Annotated in this window: 16 protein-coding genes and 1 pseudogene; 8 read left to right on the top strand and 9 right to left on the bottom strand. The window is 67.8% G+C overall.

Going from position 1 to position 17,425, the window contains the following annotated elements; all coding sequences use genetic code 11:
* Nucleotides 1–540 precede the first annotated feature (540 nt).
* Nucleotides 541–1,186 (bottom strand): annotated as a pseudogene (locus tag AC0VY3_RS37855) (transposase); the annotation flags it as partial.
* A gap of 394 nt (nucleotides 1,187–1,580) precedes the next feature.
* Between AC0VY3_RS37855 and AC0VY3_RS37850 the strand changes: the two are divergent.
* The 5 genes from AC0VY3_RS37850 to AC0VY3_RS37830 all read left to right on the top strand — a co-directional run bounded on the left by AC0VY3_RS37850 (nucleotide 1,581) and on the right by AC0VY3_RS37830 (nucleotide 6,055).
* Nucleotides 1,581–2,660 carry a hypothetical protein gene (locus tag AC0VY3_RS37850; RefSeq protein WP_475551992.1) on the top strand — a complete coding sequence of 360 codons (1,080 nt, stop codon included), beginning with the start codon at nucleotides 1,581–1,583 and terminating at the stop codon, nucleotides 2,658–2,660.
* Nucleotides 2,661–2,696: 36 nt separating this feature from the next.
* The gene (gene cas2e / locus AC0VY3_RS37845) at nucleotides 2,697–2,978 is read left to right on the top strand and encodes a type I-E CRISPR-associated endoribonuclease Cas2e (protein ID WP_475551997.1); all 282 of its coding nucleotides are present in this window, start codon (nucleotides 2,697–2,699) and stop codon (nucleotides 2,976–2,978) included.
* Nucleotides 2,979–3,310: 332 nt separating this feature from the next.
* Complete coding sequence (locus tag AC0VY3_RS37840) at nucleotides 3,311–3,556, top strand: hypothetical protein (RefSeq protein WP_181011147.1); 246 nt, start codon at nucleotides 3,311–3,313, stop codon at nucleotides 3,554–3,556.
* Nucleotides 3,557–4,001: 445 nt separating this feature from the next.
* Nucleotides 4,002–5,159: a MarR family transcriptional regulator gene (locus tag AC0VY3_RS37835; protein WP_258047494.1), complete on the top strand. Its 1,158-nt coding sequence runs from the start codon at nucleotides 4,002–4,004 to the stop codon at nucleotides 5,157–5,159.
* A 41-nt stretch (nucleotides 5,160–5,200) separates the two neighbouring features.
* The gene (locus AC0VY3_RS37830; RefSeq protein ID WP_475551991.1) at nucleotides 5,201–6,055 is read left to right on the top strand and encodes a hypothetical protein; all 855 of its coding nucleotides are present in this window, start codon (nucleotides 5,201–5,203) and stop codon (nucleotides 6,053–6,055) included.
* A gap of 103 nt (nucleotides 6,056–6,158) precedes the next feature.
* Here the strand turns inward: AC0VY3_RS37830 and AC0VY3_RS37825 are convergent, their stop codons facing one another.
* The 4 genes from AC0VY3_RS37825 to AC0VY3_RS37810 form a co-directional block, all read right to left on the bottom strand.
* A complete protein-coding gene (locus tag AC0VY3_RS37825) occupies nucleotides 6,159–6,407 on the bottom strand; it encodes a hypothetical protein (RefSeq protein WP_475551990.1) in 249 nt (82 codons plus the stop codon).
* A 115-nt stretch (nucleotides 6,408–6,522) separates the two neighbouring features.
* Nucleotides 6,523–6,924 carry a DUF6009 family protein gene (locus tag AC0VY3_RS37820; protein ID WP_103513089.1) on the bottom strand — a complete coding sequence of 134 codons (402 nt, stop codon included), beginning with the start codon at nucleotides 6,922–6,924 and terminating at the stop codon, nucleotides 6,523–6,525.
* Complete coding sequence (locus tag AC0VY3_RS37815; RefSeq protein WP_103513090.1) at nucleotides 6,921–8,450, bottom strand: DNA primase family protein; 1,530 nt, start codon at nucleotides 8,448–8,450, stop codon at nucleotides 6,921–6,923. The genes AC0VY3_RS37820 and AC0VY3_RS37815 overlap by 4 nt, the downstream gene beginning before the upstream one ends.
* Nucleotides 8,447–9,448 carry a bifunctional DNA primase/polymerase gene (locus AC0VY3_RS37810; protein ID WP_475551996.1) on the bottom strand — a complete coding sequence of 334 codons (1,002 nt, stop codon included), beginning with the start codon at nucleotides 9,446–9,448 and terminating at the stop codon, nucleotides 8,447–8,449. Before AC0VY3_RS37810 ends, AC0VY3_RS37815 begins: the two co-directional genes overlap by 4 nt.
* Before the next feature lie 709 nt (nucleotides 9,449–10,157).
* Here AC0VY3_RS37810 and AC0VY3_RS37805 point away from each other — a divergent pair.
* Nucleotides 10,158–10,673 carry a hypothetical protein gene (locus AC0VY3_RS37805; protein WP_475551989.1) on the top strand — a complete coding sequence of 172 codons (516 nt, stop codon included), beginning with the start codon at nucleotides 10,158–10,160 and terminating at the stop codon, nucleotides 10,671–10,673.
* A 133-nt stretch (nucleotides 10,674–10,806) separates the two neighbouring features.
* Here the strand turns inward: AC0VY3_RS37805 and AC0VY3_RS37800 are convergent, their stop codons facing one another.
* The 3 genes from AC0VY3_RS37800 to AC0VY3_RS37790 all read right to left on the bottom strand — a co-directional run bounded on the left by AC0VY3_RS37800 (nucleotide 10,807) and on the right by AC0VY3_RS37790 (nucleotide 14,451).
* Nucleotides 10,807–11,424 carry an NYN domain-containing protein gene (locus AC0VY3_RS37800; protein ID WP_475551988.1) on the bottom strand — a complete coding sequence of 206 codons (618 nt, stop codon included), beginning with the start codon at nucleotides 11,422–11,424 and terminating at the stop codon, nucleotides 10,807–10,809.
* Between the two features lie 994 nt (nucleotides 11,425–12,418).
* Nucleotides 12,419–13,924 (bottom strand): S1 RNA-binding domain-containing protein, encoded by a 1,506-nt coding sequence (locus AC0VY3_RS37795; RefSeq protein WP_475551987.1) that lies wholly within the window; start codon nucleotides 13,922–13,924, stop codon nucleotides 12,419–12,421.
* A 170-nt stretch (nucleotides 13,925–14,094) separates the two neighbouring features.
* A complete protein-coding gene (locus tag AC0VY3_RS37790; RefSeq protein ID WP_475551986.1) occupies nucleotides 14,095–14,451 on the bottom strand; it encodes a hypothetical protein in 357 nt (118 codons plus the stop codon).
* A gap of 242 nt (nucleotides 14,452–14,693) precedes the next feature.
* Here AC0VY3_RS37790 and AC0VY3_RS37785 point away from each other — a divergent pair, with 242 nt between their 5' ends.
* Nucleotides 14,694–14,981 carry a DUF4287 domain-containing protein gene (locus tag AC0VY3_RS37785; RefSeq protein ID WP_103508891.1) on the top strand — a complete coding sequence of 96 codons (288 nt, stop codon included), beginning with the start codon at nucleotides 14,694–14,696 and terminating at the stop codon, nucleotides 14,979–14,981.
* Nucleotides 14,982–15,064: 83 nt separating this feature from the next.
* Here AC0VY3_RS37785 and AC0VY3_RS37780 read toward each other — a convergent pair whose 3' ends face one another.
* Nucleotides 15,065–16,384: an MFS transporter gene (locus AC0VY3_RS37780; RefSeq protein ID WP_475551985.1), complete on the bottom strand. Its 1,320-nt coding sequence runs from the start codon at nucleotides 16,382–16,384 to the stop codon at nucleotides 15,065–15,067.
* Between the two features lie 459 nt (nucleotides 16,385–16,843).
* Here AC0VY3_RS37780 and AC0VY3_RS37775 point away from each other — a divergent pair, with 459 nt between their 5' ends.
* Complete coding sequence (locus AC0VY3_RS37775) at nucleotides 16,844–17,386, top strand: carboxymuconolactone decarboxylase family protein (protein WP_103508889.1); 543 nt, start codon at nucleotides 16,844–16,846, stop codon at nucleotides 17,384–17,386.
* The last annotated feature ends 39 nt before the right edge of the window (nucleotides 17,387–17,425 follow it).

Raw genomic sequence — 17,425 nt, 5'->3', positions numbered from 1 at the left:
GTGCATACCTTACTAACGACAGAGATCATGTTCATCAAGGACACGTTAGCTAATACCCTGAGAGCCCGTCAGCGGGTCGGTATTACGGCGTAATACCGCAGCCCCACGTGCAAGACGACCCGGTGCCCGTCAACGAAAGCGGCTGTGCGCCCCGCTCACGGCCTCGCAACTCGCTCCACGTCCAATCACACCGACGTTCCCGAGTTCACCCACGAGAACCCCTCTTCCGTGGTTCGCTTTTTTCCCATACGAGACTTTCAGGCGCTTTGAGCCTGCGTCGGAGTAAGAATCACCACCCACACTGGTCTTCCTCCGTGCACCCGGAAACGATGCGGCTCTGCTCCGAGGACGCGAAAGGGTCCGGGCCTCCCTGGCGAGGGAGGCCCGGACCCCGCGATCCTCTCCGCAGCCAACTCACCGGTCCTTTCCGAGATGCTGAGCCAGCCTCCGGTACCAGGAGACCTGCACAGCCCCGGGCACATTGGCTGGGCGGAGTCGGCTGGCTTCGCCCAGCACCAAGTGCGAGGGCAGTGAGCGTTTTCAGCGCCGCCTCTCCAGGGTGAGGGCGGCCTTGGCGATGGACGTCATTCGATTCGGGCTGCACCGCGATCCGCGATAGATGCGCCAGGACTTGAGTCGTGCCTTCTCACGTTCGACGGGCGATCGGGGCGTGGCCCGTGCCCGGTTGACCGTCCGTTCTGTCGGGGCGTATGCCCGCCTGGTGGGCGTCTGCGTCCGGTGGTGACCCAGGGGTCGGCACCCAGGTAGGCGCGGTCGGCCGGGATGGGGACGCCTGGCGTTCGCAGATCCGGAGGATCCGATGAGTGCGGGCCGCAGTTGGGTCGTGGCACCGACCCGGCAATGTCGGAGAGATGTGCAGCACCTGCCCGGTCGGATCGGTTACGACCTGCACGTTCACACCGTGGCGACAGTGTTCGTGCGAGCAATCAGCTCGGCCGTCACTGACCCGGTCGCACTCGGCGAGCGTGCCGTCGAGCAGTGCGTAGTGCGGTTCGTGCTCGCGCAGGACCCTGAGCAGGCCGGGCGCCTGGGTGGCCAGGAGGTCGATCACTGCGGTGGTGTAGGCGTGGGCGGTGCCGACCGAGATCCCGAAGCCGGCGACTGTCTGGGCCAGGGGGGCACGCTTGTGCAGGTACATCAGAGCGACGAGCGCGCGTTGGTACGACGGCAGCCTGGTGGAAAGGTCGATCAGCTGGATCATGAGGGCCCGCAGAAACTGCAGGGACTACGAGAAGTTGCCCCAGCACTCCGAGGCGCACCTCGCCTGGACGGTCATGGTCCTGATGAGACGGCGGCTGATGAAACCGGTGACCGACTGGCGCGAGCCCAAACCACCGCCACCTCCACCGGCTTCACCCCTGCGGATTCGACTGCGTCCCTGGACCATCCGGCTCATGCCGGCCCCACACCACAGCAAGTACCCAGGCCCTCATAGGACTTGGATTCTCCGGACAGTGGCGGCGGTCGTGCTGATTTTCCGTCCCGTTCCCCCGGTGCGCGTGGTTGAGTGGCTTCGGGGCACCGCTGGGTGCCTGCACGCGACACCGACCGGAGGAACCGTGAACCCCTCGCGAAGATTCCCTAAGGCCCTCGCCGCACTCGTCCTCGCCGCGGCTGCCGTACTCGGCGGCGCGCCCGGAGCGTCGGCTGGCGATCATCGCGCTCCGGCCGCCCGGGTCGCGGCGGATGTGCCCTCAGTGTCATACCTGTGGGCCGGTTCGCACACCTTCGATTTCAGCCTCGACGGTGGGGCGACCACGCAGGCCGGCTTCTACCAGAACATAGAACCTCCCCTCTCCAGTGCGAAGCCGAGCGACCTGCCAAGCGGTGCGGACGTGCGCAGCACGGTGACGACCCAAGGTGACGTCACCATCGTTTCCCAGGTCCACCGGTCCAGTGGGGACGCGACCAGGTTCGCGCTGCCCAAGGGGCAGACCTTCCGCGCCGCCAGCGGGTGGAGTGTCCTGGCGGGCGGGAACAGCGGCGGGGGCCAGCTGCGTGTGTGGCGTGCCTCTGCCCTGCTGCCGGTCGAGAACGCCATTGGAGGGCGAGTGGTGGCGGGGATACCCTCCGGCGCCAACGTATACCTGGTCCGGCCGGGCGGCTCCGTGAGGTATGCGGCCGTTGCCTACAGGTACCAGGGCGTGGCGACGGCAGGGCTCGTCGACCTCGCCACGTACTCCTTCACCCCGTACGCCACCGGGCTGTCGGCCAGCGCCCAGATCCGTTACAACGACCGGTGGTTCGCCACCGACGAGGGACCGAACCACACACTGAGCGTGGTAAGCGTTGGCTCTGCACCCGGTACCGAGCCCTCCGCACTCGGCGATGCCGGCCCCTACCGGCTGCGCGCCGTCGTCGGGGACCACCTTGTACTGGGCGACCCGGAGCCGGCTTCCGGTGCGCCCTCGCGGGTGGACGCGGTGTCTGCCCTCGACGGATCAAGGCGGACCGTGTTCGATGTCGCACAGAGCGCGGTGACCTTTGCCCAGGACGGCGCTGCCCTCGCCGCGGCCCCTGACGGGACGGGGCTGTGGCGCGTGTACCACCTCCTCCCGGGCGGCGACTCCGGGCTCCAGGCGTGGCCCTCCTGGATCGTCGCCGGCACAGAAGCAGCAGGCGACGATCCGGTGCGCTGACCGCAGGGGCACGGGTCCCGCAGGATCGAGTGCACCATCCCGGAGAAGGCCGATCATCTCCGCCACCGCCTACCCGACCATCTCCGCGGCGCCCTCGCTCGCCGGCTCCTCGAAGTCACACCCGAGCTGTACGTCGGCACCGTCTTCGCAAAAGTCCGCGACGAACTCTGGTCAGCCGTCACCGCCTGCACCAACGACGGCCTCGCAGCCCGCGCCCACCCCACCGACAACGAACAGGGCTTCCAACTCCGAACAGCAGGCACCCGCTGCCGCAAACCGATCGACTTCGATGGCCTCACTCTGATTACCTTCCAATGAGAAGGTAAAGAAATGACAAATCCCCTCTAACACCCCAGGTCACGAAGGGGTGCTCTCCGCGCGAGCGGAGGTGAGCAGTACCGGGGCTGCGCCCCCGACCCCGACATGCCGTGCTCTCCGCGAGGGAGAGGGTGAAGACGAGGTGGCCAACCTGGCGCTGCTGACGGTTGCCCAGGCTCCCGCCTACGCGGGTACAGCGCGGCTGGTCGCGCTGATGCGGAGCCTGCCCGTGCCGAGCGAGGAGCCGCAGGACTTCTGGTTCAAACTGTGGACCGCGGCCGACGATCCGGTCCTGCTGCCCGGCAGACCTCCGCCACCAGCTGCTGCGTGCTGTGGACGGTTACGGTGCCGCGCTGGCCGACCAGCTCCTCCACGCAATCGCGGAAATGAACGGCGAGCAGCGCACCGCAGCCGCCGGAGTCATCGGTGAGGCGACCAGCACGGACTTCCTGCGTGGCTACGAGGCCGGCTACGTCGGCGAGCTGTGGCTGCGCGAGGTCGAGAGCGCCGCCTGGCAGATCCTGTACGCCTACGACAGCGGTACGTGGGACGAGCACCAGGAGTTCCTCCAGGCGTGAAAGGACGCCTGAGCCCGGGACGGAGAGAGCAGCGGATATGAGGACTCAGCGGCCCTCACCCGATGAGCCCTGGCACGACTGGATGATGCGACACAAGGGGCGCATCATGCACTTCGACCTTCCCGAGCACGGGCAGCTCGCCATGTGCTGACGTTGCCGCCGCCCGGTGGGCGCTCTGGGCTCGCCCCGGGCGCCTCCACGCCACCGGTTCAGGATGCCGCCGGTCGGGAACAGGGCGGCTAGGTCCAAGCCCTGGTGACGAGGCCCTTATCTCTGTGGAGAGTGGGCGGCTGGCATCCCGACGGTGAAGTTGCCCAAGACCGCAGGTTGCCCGATGCAAGCAACTTGCCCTATCGGTAAAACTTGCCTGAAAAGCTAACTTTACCGGGACGGTAAAGTCGGCTGGCTAAGCAAGTTTTTCTGCCCTCCGTGTGATGATGGCTAGGTGGAAGCTCCGCTGATCAGAGAAGCGCAACTGCTGGACCAGGGCATTCAAGCCCTGAGCGACCTGCTTGGGCCGGAGTGGCAGGTGGCGCGGCGCCCGAACAAGAGCAGCGTCTTCGACGCCGCGCTGGAGGTGAGGGCCGAGGGGGACAGCGCCTACACGCAACTCCTGGTGGAAGCTGCCCAGGCCGTACCGCCACGGTTCGTGGTGGACCGGCTGGTGCCCAAGGTGCAGTTGCTCCGTGAGGTAAATCACTACACAAATCTGCTGGTCATCGCGCCATGGATCTCGTCGCACGCCCGTGCCCTGCTGACGCAGAACCGCATCGCCTATCTGGATCTGACGGGCAACGTGGGCATCCGTGTGTCGCGGCCGGCCATCATCATCCAAACCGCAGGGGCCGAGAGGGCCCCGCGGTCAGCGCCCCGGGAAACCAGCAGAACCACTCTGGCGGGGATCAAGGCGGGAAGCCTGGTGCGACTGCTGGTCGACGTGCCGCCGCCCCACCGGGCCACCGACTTGCACCGGGCTTCCGGGCTGAGCCTCCCCTATGTATCCCGGCTTCTGGATGTTCTGGAGGACCAGCTTCTGATCCGCCGCAAGGGGCGGGTCGTCGTGGATGTTGACTGGCCGCGGCTTCTGCGAGCCCGGGCCCAGGAGGCCAGCCTCCTCGGTCACGGGTCCTACTGGGGATTCCTGGCCCCCAATGGGGTGCCGACTGTACTGCAGCAGATCTCGCAGCTTTCGTCCGAGGGCGACTTCGCAGCCAGCGATGGTGTCTCCGTCACCGGCTCCTACGCCGCGCAGCGCTTCGTCCAGGTCGCCGTGGGAGGTCAGCTGGTGCTCTACGTGGCGCGCTGGCTGAACACCGACGACGTGGCCGATGAGCTCGGACTGCTGCCGGTGACCGAGGGCGCGGACGTTCTGCTGCTGAACGAGCCGGACCCCTTCGTCCGCAGACGCTCCGAGTTCGTCGACGGCGTGCAGTACGTCGCACCCAGCCAAGCGGCACTCGACTGTCTGGCCGGCCCCGGCCGGATGCCTGCCGAGGGAGAGGCCCTCTTGAACTTCATGGAGGCGCGCCCCCAAGCGTGGCGCGCTCCTGCGAAGTTCCAGGGGACTGCGAAGTACGGGGACCTGCCGCCCGTTGAGGACTAAGATCGCAACGCCGGAGGCATTTCAACGAGAGCGCGGGCGCCATGGCACAGATTCCGGAGGGCGTCGACCCCGATCAGCTGACGGTGGTAGCCCGGCGTGTTCTCCTCGACGGCCTGATCGCCTTGGGCCCTCACCTCGATGCGCTGACCGTCGTGGGTGCGCAAGCCGTCTACCTGCGCACTCCGGACGCGGCGCTCCGTAACTCGCCCTTCACCGCCGACGGGGACCTGAGCATCGACCCTGCCCGTCTCGAGGACCAGCCCCATCTCGACACCTCCCTGCGGGAGGCAGGCTTCAGGCTGAAGCAGGACAGCCAGCCGGGGCTCTGGGAACGGGAGGAGACCGTCGGCAACCGGATTGTTCCGGTGGAACTGGACCTCCTCGTCCCCAAACAGCTCTCCCCCAAGAACGGGAGCCGCAGCGCCAAGGTCCCCCCGCACGGCACGATGTCCGCGCGCTGGATCGAGGGCCTGGAGGTCGCCGCCGTGGACCGGTCCCGCCTGTCCGTCGGAAGCCTCGACCCCGCCGACCATCGGTCCATCACGGTCAGCGTCGCCGGCCCCGCCGCGCTCCTGGTTGCGAAAGCCTTCAAGATCACCGACCGGCTCGGTCAGGCCGAGAAGCGGCCGGACCGTCTGACAGACAAAGATGCCGGAGACGTCGTGCGCATCATGATGACTGCCAGCGCCCGGCAGGTCGCCGCCACGTTTGCCGACCTGCGCAAGGATGCGCGCGTGGGTAACGTTGCGACGGACGGGCTGGAGAAGTTGCGCCAGCTCTTTGGCGGCCGGGCCACCCCGGGCGTCGACATGGCTGTGAAAGCACTAGCGGGCTCCCTGGAAGAGGACCGCGTCCGAGCCCTGGCACCTGCCTTCATCGCGCGTCTGCCGGAATAGGACCGGTACCGTCCGCAGGCACGCCCCCGTCACTGGGCAGAGGCGGTGAGCTGCCATGTAATCCGCCGCTGCGAGGGCCCCTGAATGCGCTCTGCGATCTGGACTACCGCCGGCGGAGGCGCGAGCGCCTGGTGGTGGTCAGAGCCCTCCAGCATTGGTGGACGATCGCTTCGTCATCGATCCACCGAGCCGCGGAGGGGTTGCGGGTCGTGGTGCTGGCCATGTGGTGGGCGATGTCGGTGTCGTGGGCGTAGCTGCCGTCGGTAAGGCCGTTGAGGCGCGTGATGGTCGCATTGGCCGCGTTGGCGTCGTTGGCCACGGTGTGGTGGAAGGCGACGGCGAGTTCGAGCATCGCCCCGGGGGCGACAAGTCCGCTCGCATGGATTTGGGCGCGCGGGACGTCGGCGCGGCCGGGGACGTTGTGGTCGGTGCCGGCGTCGCGGACGAGGCCGAGGATGGGGACTGCGTCAAAGCGGGAGGGTTATGCCGAGTTCCTGCATGGCGCTGGAGGGCGGGCCGCCTTCGGATCGCTCGGTCTTGAAGCCTTTGATGCCGGCTGCGAGGGTGCGGGGGTCGACGGCTTCGGCTGGGGCGCCGGTGGCGTAGAGGCCTTGGGGTTGGGTGTCGCGGTCGTGCGGGAGGAGCCAGAAGACGCGGCGGCGGAAGGTTCCTGAGGAGCGGGAGGCTTTGGCTTGAGGGCTGAGCAGGGCGTAGCCGATCATGCGTCCGTCGCGGTGGTAGGGGGGTTTGCCGCGGCGGGTGGGGAGGCGGTCCAGACTCTGACGGACGTAGTCGAGGTCGGTGGTTTCTTCGAGCCAGACGAGTTCGATCTCGTGGCTGATCTCGTTCTCGGTGATCAGGGAGCTCATGCGTTCGCCTGCCTCTCCTGCTCGGGGAGCAGTCCGATGCCCGGGTAGTACTTGCGCTGGTTGGACAGGATCATTTCTTTCGGTGATGCCAGACCGGCGAGTTCGCGGGCGCGGGCGGCGAAGGCGCGTGAGGTCATGGCCGGGGCTCCTTCTTCCTGGCACCAGGCACGGTAGGCGGCGTAGAGACCGGTCTGTTCGGCCCTCAGTTCAGGGCCGAGGGTGCAGCACTCCTCGAAGAAGCGGCCGGTGTGGTCCTCGGTCTCGGCGTATGCGGTGGTGGCGATGCGGACGCGTTCGGGGCCCGTGAGGTCTTTGTCGCCGGCGAGGTAGCGGCGGGCGCCGTCGATGAGCCAGCCGAGGATTCCGGGACCTTCTTCGGTGACGAGGATGTCGGCGAGGTTGTCGATCTTGCGGTCGTCGGAAACGACGCGGGTGAAGGGGATCAGGCGCATGCGGCGCCAGAACGCGAATCCGCCGGTGCCGACCTCGGGGCGGTGGTTGCCCAGGAGCCAAAGCTTGTGGGTGGGTTGGAAGCTGAAGAAGTCCTGACGCATGCGGCGGGCCTTGATGCGGTCTCCGCCAGTGAGGAGCTTGACTCGGGCCTCGTCGAACTTGTCCCCGTGCTTGACCTCGGAGCAGACGATGACGCGGCGTCCGTGGAGCTCGGCGAGGTCGGTGGGGTGACCTTCGTAGGGGCGTGCCATAAGGAAGCCGGGTGGGGCAGCGTCCGCGTAGTCGCCGAGGAGTTTCATAAGGACGTCGAGGAGGACGGACTTGCCGTTCTTTCCTGAGCCGAAGAGGAAGGGCAGGACTTGTCCTCCGACGTCGCCGGTGACGGAGTAGCCGAGGAGGAGTTGGAGGAACTCGATCATCTCGGTGCCTTCGGCGTCGTCGCCGAAGGTGTCGGTGAGGAAGCGGTTCCAGCGGGGGGTAGGGCTGGGGCGGGGCCCGACAGAGGTGGAGCGGGAGTGGAAGTCCTTGTTCGGGTCCGGGGTCTTCAGCAGGCCGGTGCGCAGGTCGACGATGCCGTCGGGGGTGCACAGGGCGTAAGCGTCGGCGTCCAGCCGAGCGGCGTTAAGGACCATGCCCGGGGCTGATTTGGCCTGGCTAAGCATGGCGTTCATGCCGCTGGTGGACAGGGCACGGCGGCGGTGCTGCTGGAGGGCCTGGGTGGTGTATAGGCCGCGGGGGTCACTGGAGGCGATGCTTTCGGCAAGGTCGCCTGCGGCCCAGACGACGGTGTCGTCCTCGTCCATCTGCCAGCGGGTGGTGTCCCACCTGTACCAGCCCATGCCGGGGACGTGCCGGTAATCGTTGGCGTAGAGCTTGACGAAGAGTTTGGCGTTGCCTCGGTCGGTGAGGGTGTCCGGCAATAGCCCGTGCTGGGTCGCCTGCCCGGGGCTGGGAGCTGTGGGCGGTGCGAGGGCTTGGCTTGGCAGCGGCAGGGGTGGTTGTTCGCGAATCTGTGCGGCGACGAGTTGCGGGTCGAAGTGGAAAAGCATTTTGTCGTTGCCGGGTGATGTCATCGCACGCTCCCGGGGTGCAGGGGGCGCTTGAGCCCGGCGGCCATGCCGCTGCGGATGATCTGCTCAGCTCGGCGCTCCTGGCCGGGGCGGGCAGCCGCAGCGGTCTGCAGGAGAAGGTCTTGGGCTTCCTGCTGGGGAAGTCGGCCTGCGGCGACGAGGCCGCCGAGAGTGTAGGCGGCACGGTTGAGGATGTCGGAGAACCCGGCCCCTTCGGAGACCTGGCCACAGGCTTCGACCGGGGCGAGCACGGAGGCGAGGATGTTGTGGGTGTGGTGGCGGCCGCCGCCGCCCGCAGCGATGACGGCCTGCTGCGCTCGCGGGGGCACAGCACGAGGGGCGGGGGCGTCCAAGGCAGGTAGGTGACCGGTGCGTTCAAGTTCCTGGGCCAGCCAGCCTGGGAGAACACTAGGACGCCGCACAGGGCCAAGCGGTGCGTAGGTCCCGGCGGTCGTGGTGGTGCCGGGCGCGACGATGTAGCCCCCGTTGGCCCTGACGTCCACCTGCCAGGCGAGAGCACGCCCTGGACTGGAGCCGCTGGAGCACTGCCAGCCGCGGTTGTCGCCCGCGCGGTACCAGACGTGTAGGCCTCCGGATGGTGTTCGCACGCGCAGGGTGCTGGCGTCGTCTGCCGGGCTTGGCATGTCGCGCAGGGCCGCAAGTACGGCGATGGTGTGGAAGCCGTTGGAGAGGCCGGCAAGGTTGACTTGGTCGCCGATGGGGATGCCCGGCAGAATCCTGTCGCGACTGGGAGGCTTCGTGGCGTGGGCGTCGATATCGATGACGACCAGCCCTGCGGGGCCGCAGGCAACGCCGGTGCCGAACTGCGGGTTGTTGCCCCACCAGCGGTCGATACGGCGCTGGTCCAGGGTCGCCGCGTGGAAACTGTGACACCAGCGTCCCTCGGACGGGCAGGCGCATCCTGCATGCGAGTGACCGGGCCGACGGCACGCTTCACAGTTTGCTGCGGGAGTCTTGCGGCCCGGGGCCAGGGGGTGCACAGGCCAGCCCTGACGGGCACACCACCTTGCCGTAGCGAGCGGCACATCAGCGACTGAAGGAAGGAAGCCTTCATCCCGTGAGTCGCTGGGGTAAATGCGCAGGTCAGCAGGCATCAACACCCCCTCAAAGCGACCGAAGCGACTGAACAACAAACACACCTTAGCGAACTGTCGCCCGGTACTGGTGCTGCTCGATCAGGAAGGGCGCGTCTCCCGTCTGCGGACTACCGACAATGGTGCTTTCGGAGCGACCGAAAAAACGCAGCGCAGCGACCGGCGGCTTCGGTCGCTGCAGACAAGGTTCCGGAAAGATGCAGTTCAGGGGCATGAAACCGCAGTAACAGCGACTGAAGCGACCGAAGCGCGCTATATATGACGCGCACGCGCACACAGGAGGTCCTGATATATGCGGGAGGTCGGTCGCTTCGGTCGCTGTTCGCCTGCGTCACCCCCTTCTGAACTGTGGTTTCTTCGCTTTCGACTGAGCGACCGAAGTAGGTGTCAGTCGCTCGGCTTCAGTCGCTGACCACCTCAGCGACTGAAGCGACTCAAGCCCGCGCACGCTGCGGATACTGTGCTAATCGCCGGTCGGCCCGGGCGCTTGCAGCGTTTCGCCACCCGGTGGAACGCCGGCTTCGGAAGATAGGCCCTCTACTACCGGGCCAAGGCCCACAAAGACCTCAGCCAGAACGACGCCGCCCGCACCGGGATGCAGCAGGTCGCCGACGCCGAGGGCCGACTCGCCGTCAAGGCCCGCCGGGCGCTGGCCAACCTGGCCCGCCTCGCCGGCGACTTCCCCACCGCCCTGGCCGCCGTCCCCACCCTGGGCTGGAAAGGCCGCCACCACCGCGTCCTGGGCGACATCCACTGGTCCCACGCCGGCACCGCGGCCGCCATCAACGCCTTCGAAGCCGGCCGCGACGAAGCAGAACAGCACGGTGCCACAGGCGAGCACGCCATGATGCAGGTCCGCCTCGCCCTCGCCCTCGCCTTCCACCACGCCGTCCGCGGCGAGGAGCAGAACCTGGCCGCCACCATCGGCCGGCTCCGGGCGCTCACCGCCACCGGTGACTTCGCCTACTTCACCGACATCGCCCACTTCATGGGCGGCCTGCCCCTCCCGGAGCCCTCGACCATCCGCTGGGCCAAGAGCGAGGACCACGTCCGCTCCGCCTGGCGCCGCCTGGTACAGGCCCGGCACGAACACCTACCCGCCGGAAACTGAACCCCGGGACGTACCACGGCCCCGACCGGATGGCATCCGGTCGGGGCCGTGGTACGTCCCGGGCACCGGGCCGGGGGAAATCAGCGGGCGTCGGGGTGCTGCCCCACGAGCTGAGTCTCGCCGGGATTCTCCGTCAGGCCCACTTCGCCGGGCGTCCGATGACGTGTCCGGTCGCCGGGTCGACGACCTGGTCGGGCAGCTGGGCGCCGGAGAACTTGGCACGGCCGATCGGGAAGGACGCTGGCATCAGCGTCTTCAGTTCGTTGGAGTACCTCTTGGGCGGGAACGCCGCCATGATGTGCGTCCCCGGCGCGAGACTTTTGGCCTTGCGGACAGCGGGGGCGAGGTTGCTGTCCGCACTGATGATGACGGCCGAGGTCGCCGACTTCGTCGCCACGTCCGCGACGAGGGAGACCGCGATGTTGACGTCGGTCTCCTTCTCCTCGTAGTGCGTCCAGCTGCTGCCGCACTGCCGGCACGTCTTCTGCTTCGCCTGATAGCGGCCCTTGATGATCTCCACCGTGTCGCCGCTGTGCGCAGGAAGAGCCTGAAGGTAGGCGTCCTGCCGACTCAAGGCTCCGGGGTCGTTCATGACGGACGCGGTGAAGTACTTGACCTTCACCAGCTGGTCACGAGGACGCAGCGTCCGGGCGAGTTTCTCCAGGTCAAGCCAGAGAAACCGGCGACCGTACCTGGAGTGGAGCCCGTGGTACAGATTGAAACCGTCGACGTAGACGATCAGCTCAGACACGCTGGGTGCCCCTCCCGAGAGCCAGAGGCAATGCCCCAGGGCCCTGGTACTGCCAGCCTCGAACAGCCGGGGTTCACTCGCCTGCGCGCACAACCTGCCTATGAATACAAAAACGGCCCCTTGCGGGGCCGTCGAACCGGGGCCTTGCAGACCCGGCGGGGTATGCGTAGACCATACAACCTGCAACGCCTTGCGTCAATGCAAGACAGCCACCGGCGGCACCGAAAAACAGGACTGCCGCACGGACCGAGGGCACCCGTTCCGCCCTTTGACCAGGTGCGATGCTCAAGGCGCTGTCGTTTCCGAGGGCGGCGTTCTGAGCACGTACCCGACGGCCGGACTCGCCAACCAGCCCTGTTCCAGGACGGCGGCGGCCTGATTCCCCGCCGGTGGCAGCGGCCCTCGAGGGTGCACCGCCACACGCCGAAGTCAGTCCCACCGCCGGGGTGCGGACGGCTGGACGGTCGTGCTGCCGTCAGTGCACTTCGCCCGCCGGCCTCGAACTGTCTGTCGGACGGACTACGCACTGGCGCGCCTATCTGTCCCGTACGGGCCACCTGAGAGCGAACCGGGCAAGCATGTGACTGAGTTTGATCGCTTCTGGGGGGTGTGAGGGATCGGCAACGCCGTTCGTCCAATTAACGGACGGTAGCGTTGGAGGGCCGGTTGAGTGAGCACGGCGCAGCGCGGCGATGGCCAGCACGGCGCACGCTGTGACTGAGCGCGATACCTGACCTGGATGGCCAACTCCGATGCTCAACATTGCGGCAGGTGCATAGCGGGAAACGGCCGGCGCGGCCCCGTGCTGAGTGGGCGTGAAGCTTCACACCACCCCTCGAACGGCCCCGCCGGGCAGGGGCAAGAGCTACGCGGCGTTCGACGCCTGGTGGCGGGAGTCCGGGAAGCAGCCGACACGGGCCTTGCACTCCCGAAGCTGCCTGGTAGGTATACGCCCACCAGGCGCTACTCGGACTGCACCGGATTCCTCTCGTCGTTAGTCACACGGCTGCCCCTCGGTAGTAGAGGTAGGGGCCCGGAGGTGCGACAGGGCGATACGACGGTGTGCGAGATCGACGTCGATGATCTTGACAGTGAGGGCGTCGCCGACCTCGACGACGTCTCTGGACGATGCATCCAGCTCGCTGGTGTGCACGAGCCCCTGGAAGCCGTCCTCTCGGTCCTCGATGCGGACGAAAACACCGAACGGCACGATCTTGGTGACCGGCCCGATGACGACCTCGCCGATCCTCTGCGCTACCTGCTGCCAGGGGTCTTCCTGCACTGCTCGGAGCGACAGCGGTACCCGTTCCCGAACCATGTCGACGCCGAGGACCTCGGCTGTGACCTCCTGGCCGACGTTGACGACGTCGGACGGGTGGTCGAAGGGGCGCCAGGACAACTCCGGGATGTTGATCATCGCGGTGAAGCCGCCGATGTCCACGAAGGTGACGCCGAAGCTGGCGATGGTCGTCACTGTGCCGGTGACGACCTGGCCGCGCCGTAGGGTCTTCAGGAACGCCCAGTCCCGGTCGCTGGGCGTCGGCTCGGTCTGCCAGCGAGCGCGCAGAACGCCGTCGCTGTCGGGCAGCACAGCGGTGAACAGCGGGAGATCCTCACCGGCATACATGGAAACGACGCCGGCAGCACGCGCGCCGGCGAGCTGGGAGGTCACTGCCTCGAACTGGGTCTCGTCCACGACCGTGCTCGTGATCTGCCCGTCCTCGTCCTCCCAGACGATCTCCACGAGGTCTTCGTCGGGCAGAGCGGCCACGGCTTTGTCGACGTCCGTGAGCAAGTCCGGCCAGACCGTCAACTGAGAGCGCGGGGCCAGTTGGGAGCGCACGGTCTCGATGTTGTCGCTGGTCAGGTGGTGCCAACGGGAGGCGTTGGCGGCGAAGACCTCCTCCAGGAACACCGCGCGGTGGGTAATGACGGTCCAGTGCAGGCGAGCCCAGAAGTCGGCGTCGGCCGGGCGCTGCACGTACGCGGCGTCGTTCGGGGCGAAGTCGTATGGCGAGGCGTCTATTTGTTCCGGGAACAGGCCGAGCGCGCGGGTGCAGGCCAGCGCGGTTTCGCAGGGCACGTTGCTGCCGATGTAGAGGTACTGGTCCCGGCCCACGTGCACCGTAAGCGCTCCCTCCGCCTCCAGGCGGCACCAGGCGCCGCTATCGCGGAGCATGGACCGGACGAGTTCGAGGCCGACAGCGATCGGCACCAGAGCGCCGTCATGAAACCCGGCTGGGCCAGCCGGGAACAGGTCGGCCAGGCCGTAGCCGTCCACCGGTGGCTCCAGGCCGAAGTGGACGAAGCCGCCGATCTGCGGCTCACGGATCTCCAGCTGGTCAGCGCCTGCCGCCTCCGCGAAGGCGGCGACTGCCGCCAGGTAGGCATCCTCGACCGGCCCGTGGTCACTGACCGTGTCCTCGGCACCGGTGTAGCGACCGTGCTCGTCGCGGTGGGCGAGGTCGTACTTGGTGATCCGGTAGACAAACGGCGGCACGCTGCTCCCTGGGCGGTCTGAAGGGGTCCCAGCGTAGGTTCCGCTGCCGAGTCTGCGGTCAAAATTCTAGGAGAACGTCCCAGGTGACCCCGGCTGGGCACCCTCTGCTCGCCAAGTGGAATGCGCCCCCGTGACAAGTCCAGTGCTCATCGGACACGTCTGATACTCAGTCACACGATGTGACGGAACAGCAGTGCCGCCCCCGTGGCAGTGGTGAGGGCCCCAGCGGCCAGGAAGCCGCCGCGTGCTTTCCAGGAGAGGACCGACCAGCGGGACTGGGCGGAGAGCAGGGACCCGGTGCTGAGCCAGGAGCCCGCGGAGAGGAGGCACTGGGCCGAGCCGACGGAACCGATCGACAGAACGGAGCCGACCGAGCCGACCGAGAGGACGGAGCCCACCGAGCCGATCGACAGGACCGATCCCAGGGAACCGACGGACAGCACGGAGTCCTGGGACCAACGGGAGAGGACGGAGCCTGTGGCGGAGACGCGGTTCCGGTGTGCCATGAGGGCGGCAGGCAGGGTCATGAGGGCATCCTGACAGGTGATGGCCGAAGCCGTGGGCGGGCCGAGGCCGAGTTGTCGTGGTTCCCCGTTCCGGCCCCCGAGGGGAAACGTCTTTTACGGAGCCGACCGGCGCGCTGCCGGAAGCACGGGAGTTGGCTAAGTAGCGTCAGCGGTGCGAGGGAACCCTGATGTGCGCTGCGGCCGCGTGCAGGCTGGTGTAGTCGGTCGTAGCCGACGTGGATGATTCGGAAGGTGAGGAACACATGTCCTTTCAGGCGTATCTGGACAACATCGAGGACAAGACGGGCCTGACGCCCCGCCAGTTCATTGAGCTGGCGAAGGAGCGCGGTTTCGAAGGCCCGGATCTGAAAGCGGGACCGGTTCTGGAATGGCTGAAGGCCGACTACGGACTCGGCCGTGGCCATGGGATGGCGCTGGTGCACGTCTTCAAGAACGGTGCCAAGATCTCTGCGAAGCACGTCGGTTCGGGTGGGACGCACCACGACGACTCCGACACCCTGTGGCTCGAAGGCAAGAACAACCGCCCCTGAGCAGGGCCATCCGCCGGCCGATGGTCCGGAGACCCGCGGACGGTCGCCCTCCTGGTGAGGGACGACCGTCCGTCGTGCCCGGGTCAGTCTCCGGTCCTGGCCAGGACACGTTCGGGCTGCGGAGACCGCGACAGCCCGGGGACGACCGGGGCTGCGGCTCCGGAGCGGGCCAGCGCAGCGGCTGGCAGGGACAGCAGTACGGCGCTCATGACCGCGGCGATGAACCACCCGGAGGCGTTGTTCGCGGCGGCGAAGGCGGCTGCCGCCGGCGCGATACCACCGAGGACGGCGCTGGTGACGGCGTTGGGGAGGCCAACGCCCAGGGCGCGGACCTCTGCGGGGAAAATCTCGGTGAGGAGCTTGGGCAGGACTGTGGTGGCGCAGACCAGGTACATGATGCCCGAGCCGTAGGTGAACACCAGGCTGGCGAACGTACCGCTCATGGTGAGGTAGGAGATCGAGCCCGTCACGGTGAAGACGAGGCTCGTGGCCGTGAGGAAACGGGTGGCGCCGAACCGGTCGGCGAGCAGGCCGAGCGGCACGTTGAGCACCATGAAGAAGGCCGTGACGGCGACGACCACCCAGAACATGGTCCCCGGTTCGGAGAGGCGGCTGCCCAGGGCGGGAACGACCGCGGTCCAGGTGCCGCCTACGGCGCCGGTGCCGGCCACGAAGAGGACGGCGACCAGGACGGTGCGCCGGTGTGCGACGAGGACCTGGCGCAGGGAGCCGCGGTCCTGGCGGACTCGGACTTCGCGCCTGAACACCTCTGTCTCGGCGAGCTGGGTACGCAGCACGAGCAGAATGAGCCCGAGCACGCCGCCGATGAGGAAGGGGATACGCCACCCCCACGCGGTCATGGCATCAGGGCCGAGGACCGCGGTGAGCCCGCCGCCCAGGAGGGATGCGGTGAAGGCTCCGGCACAGGTGGTGAGGGAGAACAAGCTGCCGTAGGTGGATTTGCGTCGCTCGGGGGCGACTTCCATCAGATAGGCGGCCGCGGTGGGCCATTCGCCGCCGTGGGAGATGCCTTGTGCCATGCGGGCGAGCAGGAGCAGGAGGGGGGCCAGGAGCCCGATGTGGTCGTAGGTGGGGGTGATGCCGATGAGGAGGGATCCGCCCGCCATGAGGGAGACGGCGAGCATGAGGGCGGGGCGGCGGCCGCAGCGGTCGGCGTAACGGCCGAGGAGCACGCCTCCGAGAGGCCGCATCAGGACGCCGACGCCCAGGACGGCGAAGGCGCCGAGCAGGGAGGTGAGGCCGTTGTCGGAGGGAAAGAACTGAGCTGCGAACAGGGGGGCGAACAGGCCGTAGCCGAGCCAGTCGAAGGATTCGATGAAGTTGCCGACGACGGTGGCGGTGACAGCGCGGCGATGCGCTCTCTTCGGGGCGTGAGCGGGCATGAGGAGCCGTACTCCTTCGGATGGCGGCGGGGAGGCCGTGAGCGGTGGTCCACCGGGCTCCGCGTCGTGGAGGTCTCCGGTGGGCGGGATGGCTGGCGGTGTCAGGGGCGCTGCACCCCGGGCGACCCGCGACGTGGGGCTACGGGGCGTCGGCCTCCCGTGCCGAAGGACGGAAGAGTTCGATGTCGCTGCGTTGCCGGACCCCGGTCGTCCTGAACCGGTGCCCTACGGCCGCTGTTCCCGCACCGACGCGAGCACCTGCCCGTATACGTGCGTATCGGGGCTTGCTTCCTGCCACGTCTCATTCTTGGACCAGTCTGTGCGCAGGCGCTTCTCCTCGTGTGCGGAGCTCGCCGAGCGGCGTTCGGCAAGCGGGGTCCGCACGCGGGGAGTTGGCGGGCCCGTGGCACCCTGCCGACGATGAAGTGCTCGTCGTCGGACTCACGATTGGATGTCGCAGTGCCTCACATCGAGATCACGAACGATCTTCCCGGCATCAGCGGACTGATGGTGCAGCGTCCGGACACTGCCTCCGTGCTGAACCAGGTCGCCGAGACGCTACTGCGCAGTGGCTCCTCGCCGCTGGACCGGGGTGAGCGCGAGCTGATCGCCGCGTACGTCTCCCATCTGAACCGCACCCCGTTCTGCGCCGGATCGCACAGTGCGTTCGCGGCCGCGCAGCTCGACGGCGGACAGCCGCTGGTCGCGTCCGTGCTCGCCGACCCCGGGACGGCCGAGATATCCCCGCTGCTGCGTGCGCTGCTGAGGGTAGCGGCGGAGGTGCAGGAGGCGGCCGCGCCCGTATCGGACAAGGCGGTCGCAGCGGCACGCGCCGAGGGCGCGACGGATGCGCACATCCACGACACGGTGCTCATCGCCGCCGCGTTCGCGATGTTCAACCGGTATGTGAGCGGCCTCGCCACCGAAGTTCCGTCCGACCCCGCCTACTACGCGGCAGGGGCCGACCGCATCGTCAACCACGGTTACGGTCCGGCGCACTGACACGCCGCCCGTTTCTTCCGCTCGCATCTCCAGGAGGGT

Source organism: Streptomyces sp. iso_384 (genome assembly GCF_056172905.1).
Note: the sequence above shows the minus strand (reverse complement) of the source record. Positions and strands in the feature narration are given on the sequence as shown.

What these genes read in the sequence shown, in the direction of transcription:
- AC0VY3_RS37830 (WP_475551991.1), top strand. Translation starts at nt 5,201, where the DNA reads ATGGCACAGATTCCGGAGGGCGTCGACCCCGATCAGCTGACGGTGGTA.
- AC0VY3_RS37825 (WP_475551990.1), bottom strand. Translation starts at nt 6,407, where the DNA reads ATGCTCGAACTCGCCGTCGCCTTCCACCACACCGTGGCCAACGACGCC.
- AC0VY3_RS37820 (WP_103513089.1), bottom strand. Translation starts at nt 6,924, where the DNA reads ATGAGCTCCCTGATCACCGAGAACGAGATCAGCCACGAGATCGAACTC.
- AC0VY3_RS37815 (WP_103513090.1), bottom strand. Translation starts at nt 8,450, where the DNA reads ATGACATCACCCGGCAACGACAAAATGCTTTTCCACTTCGACCCGCAA.
- AC0VY3_RS37805 (WP_475551989.1), top strand. Translation starts at nt 10,158, where the DNA reads ATGCAGCAGGTCGCCGACGCCGAGGGCCGACTCGCCGTCAAGGCCCGC.
- AC0VY3_RS37790 (WP_475551986.1), bottom strand. Translation starts at nt 14,451, where the DNA reads ATGACCCTGCCTGCCGCCCTCATGGCACACCGGAACCGCGTCTCCGCC.
- AC0VY3_RS37785 (WP_103508891.1), top strand. Translation starts at nt 14,694, where the DNA reads ATGTCCTTTCAGGCGTATCTGGACAACATCGAGGACAAGACGGGCCTG.
- AC0VY3_RS37780 (WP_475551985.1), bottom strand. Translation starts at nt 16,384, where the DNA reads ATGCCCGCTCACGCCCCGAAGAGAGCGCATCGCCGCGCTGTCACCGCC.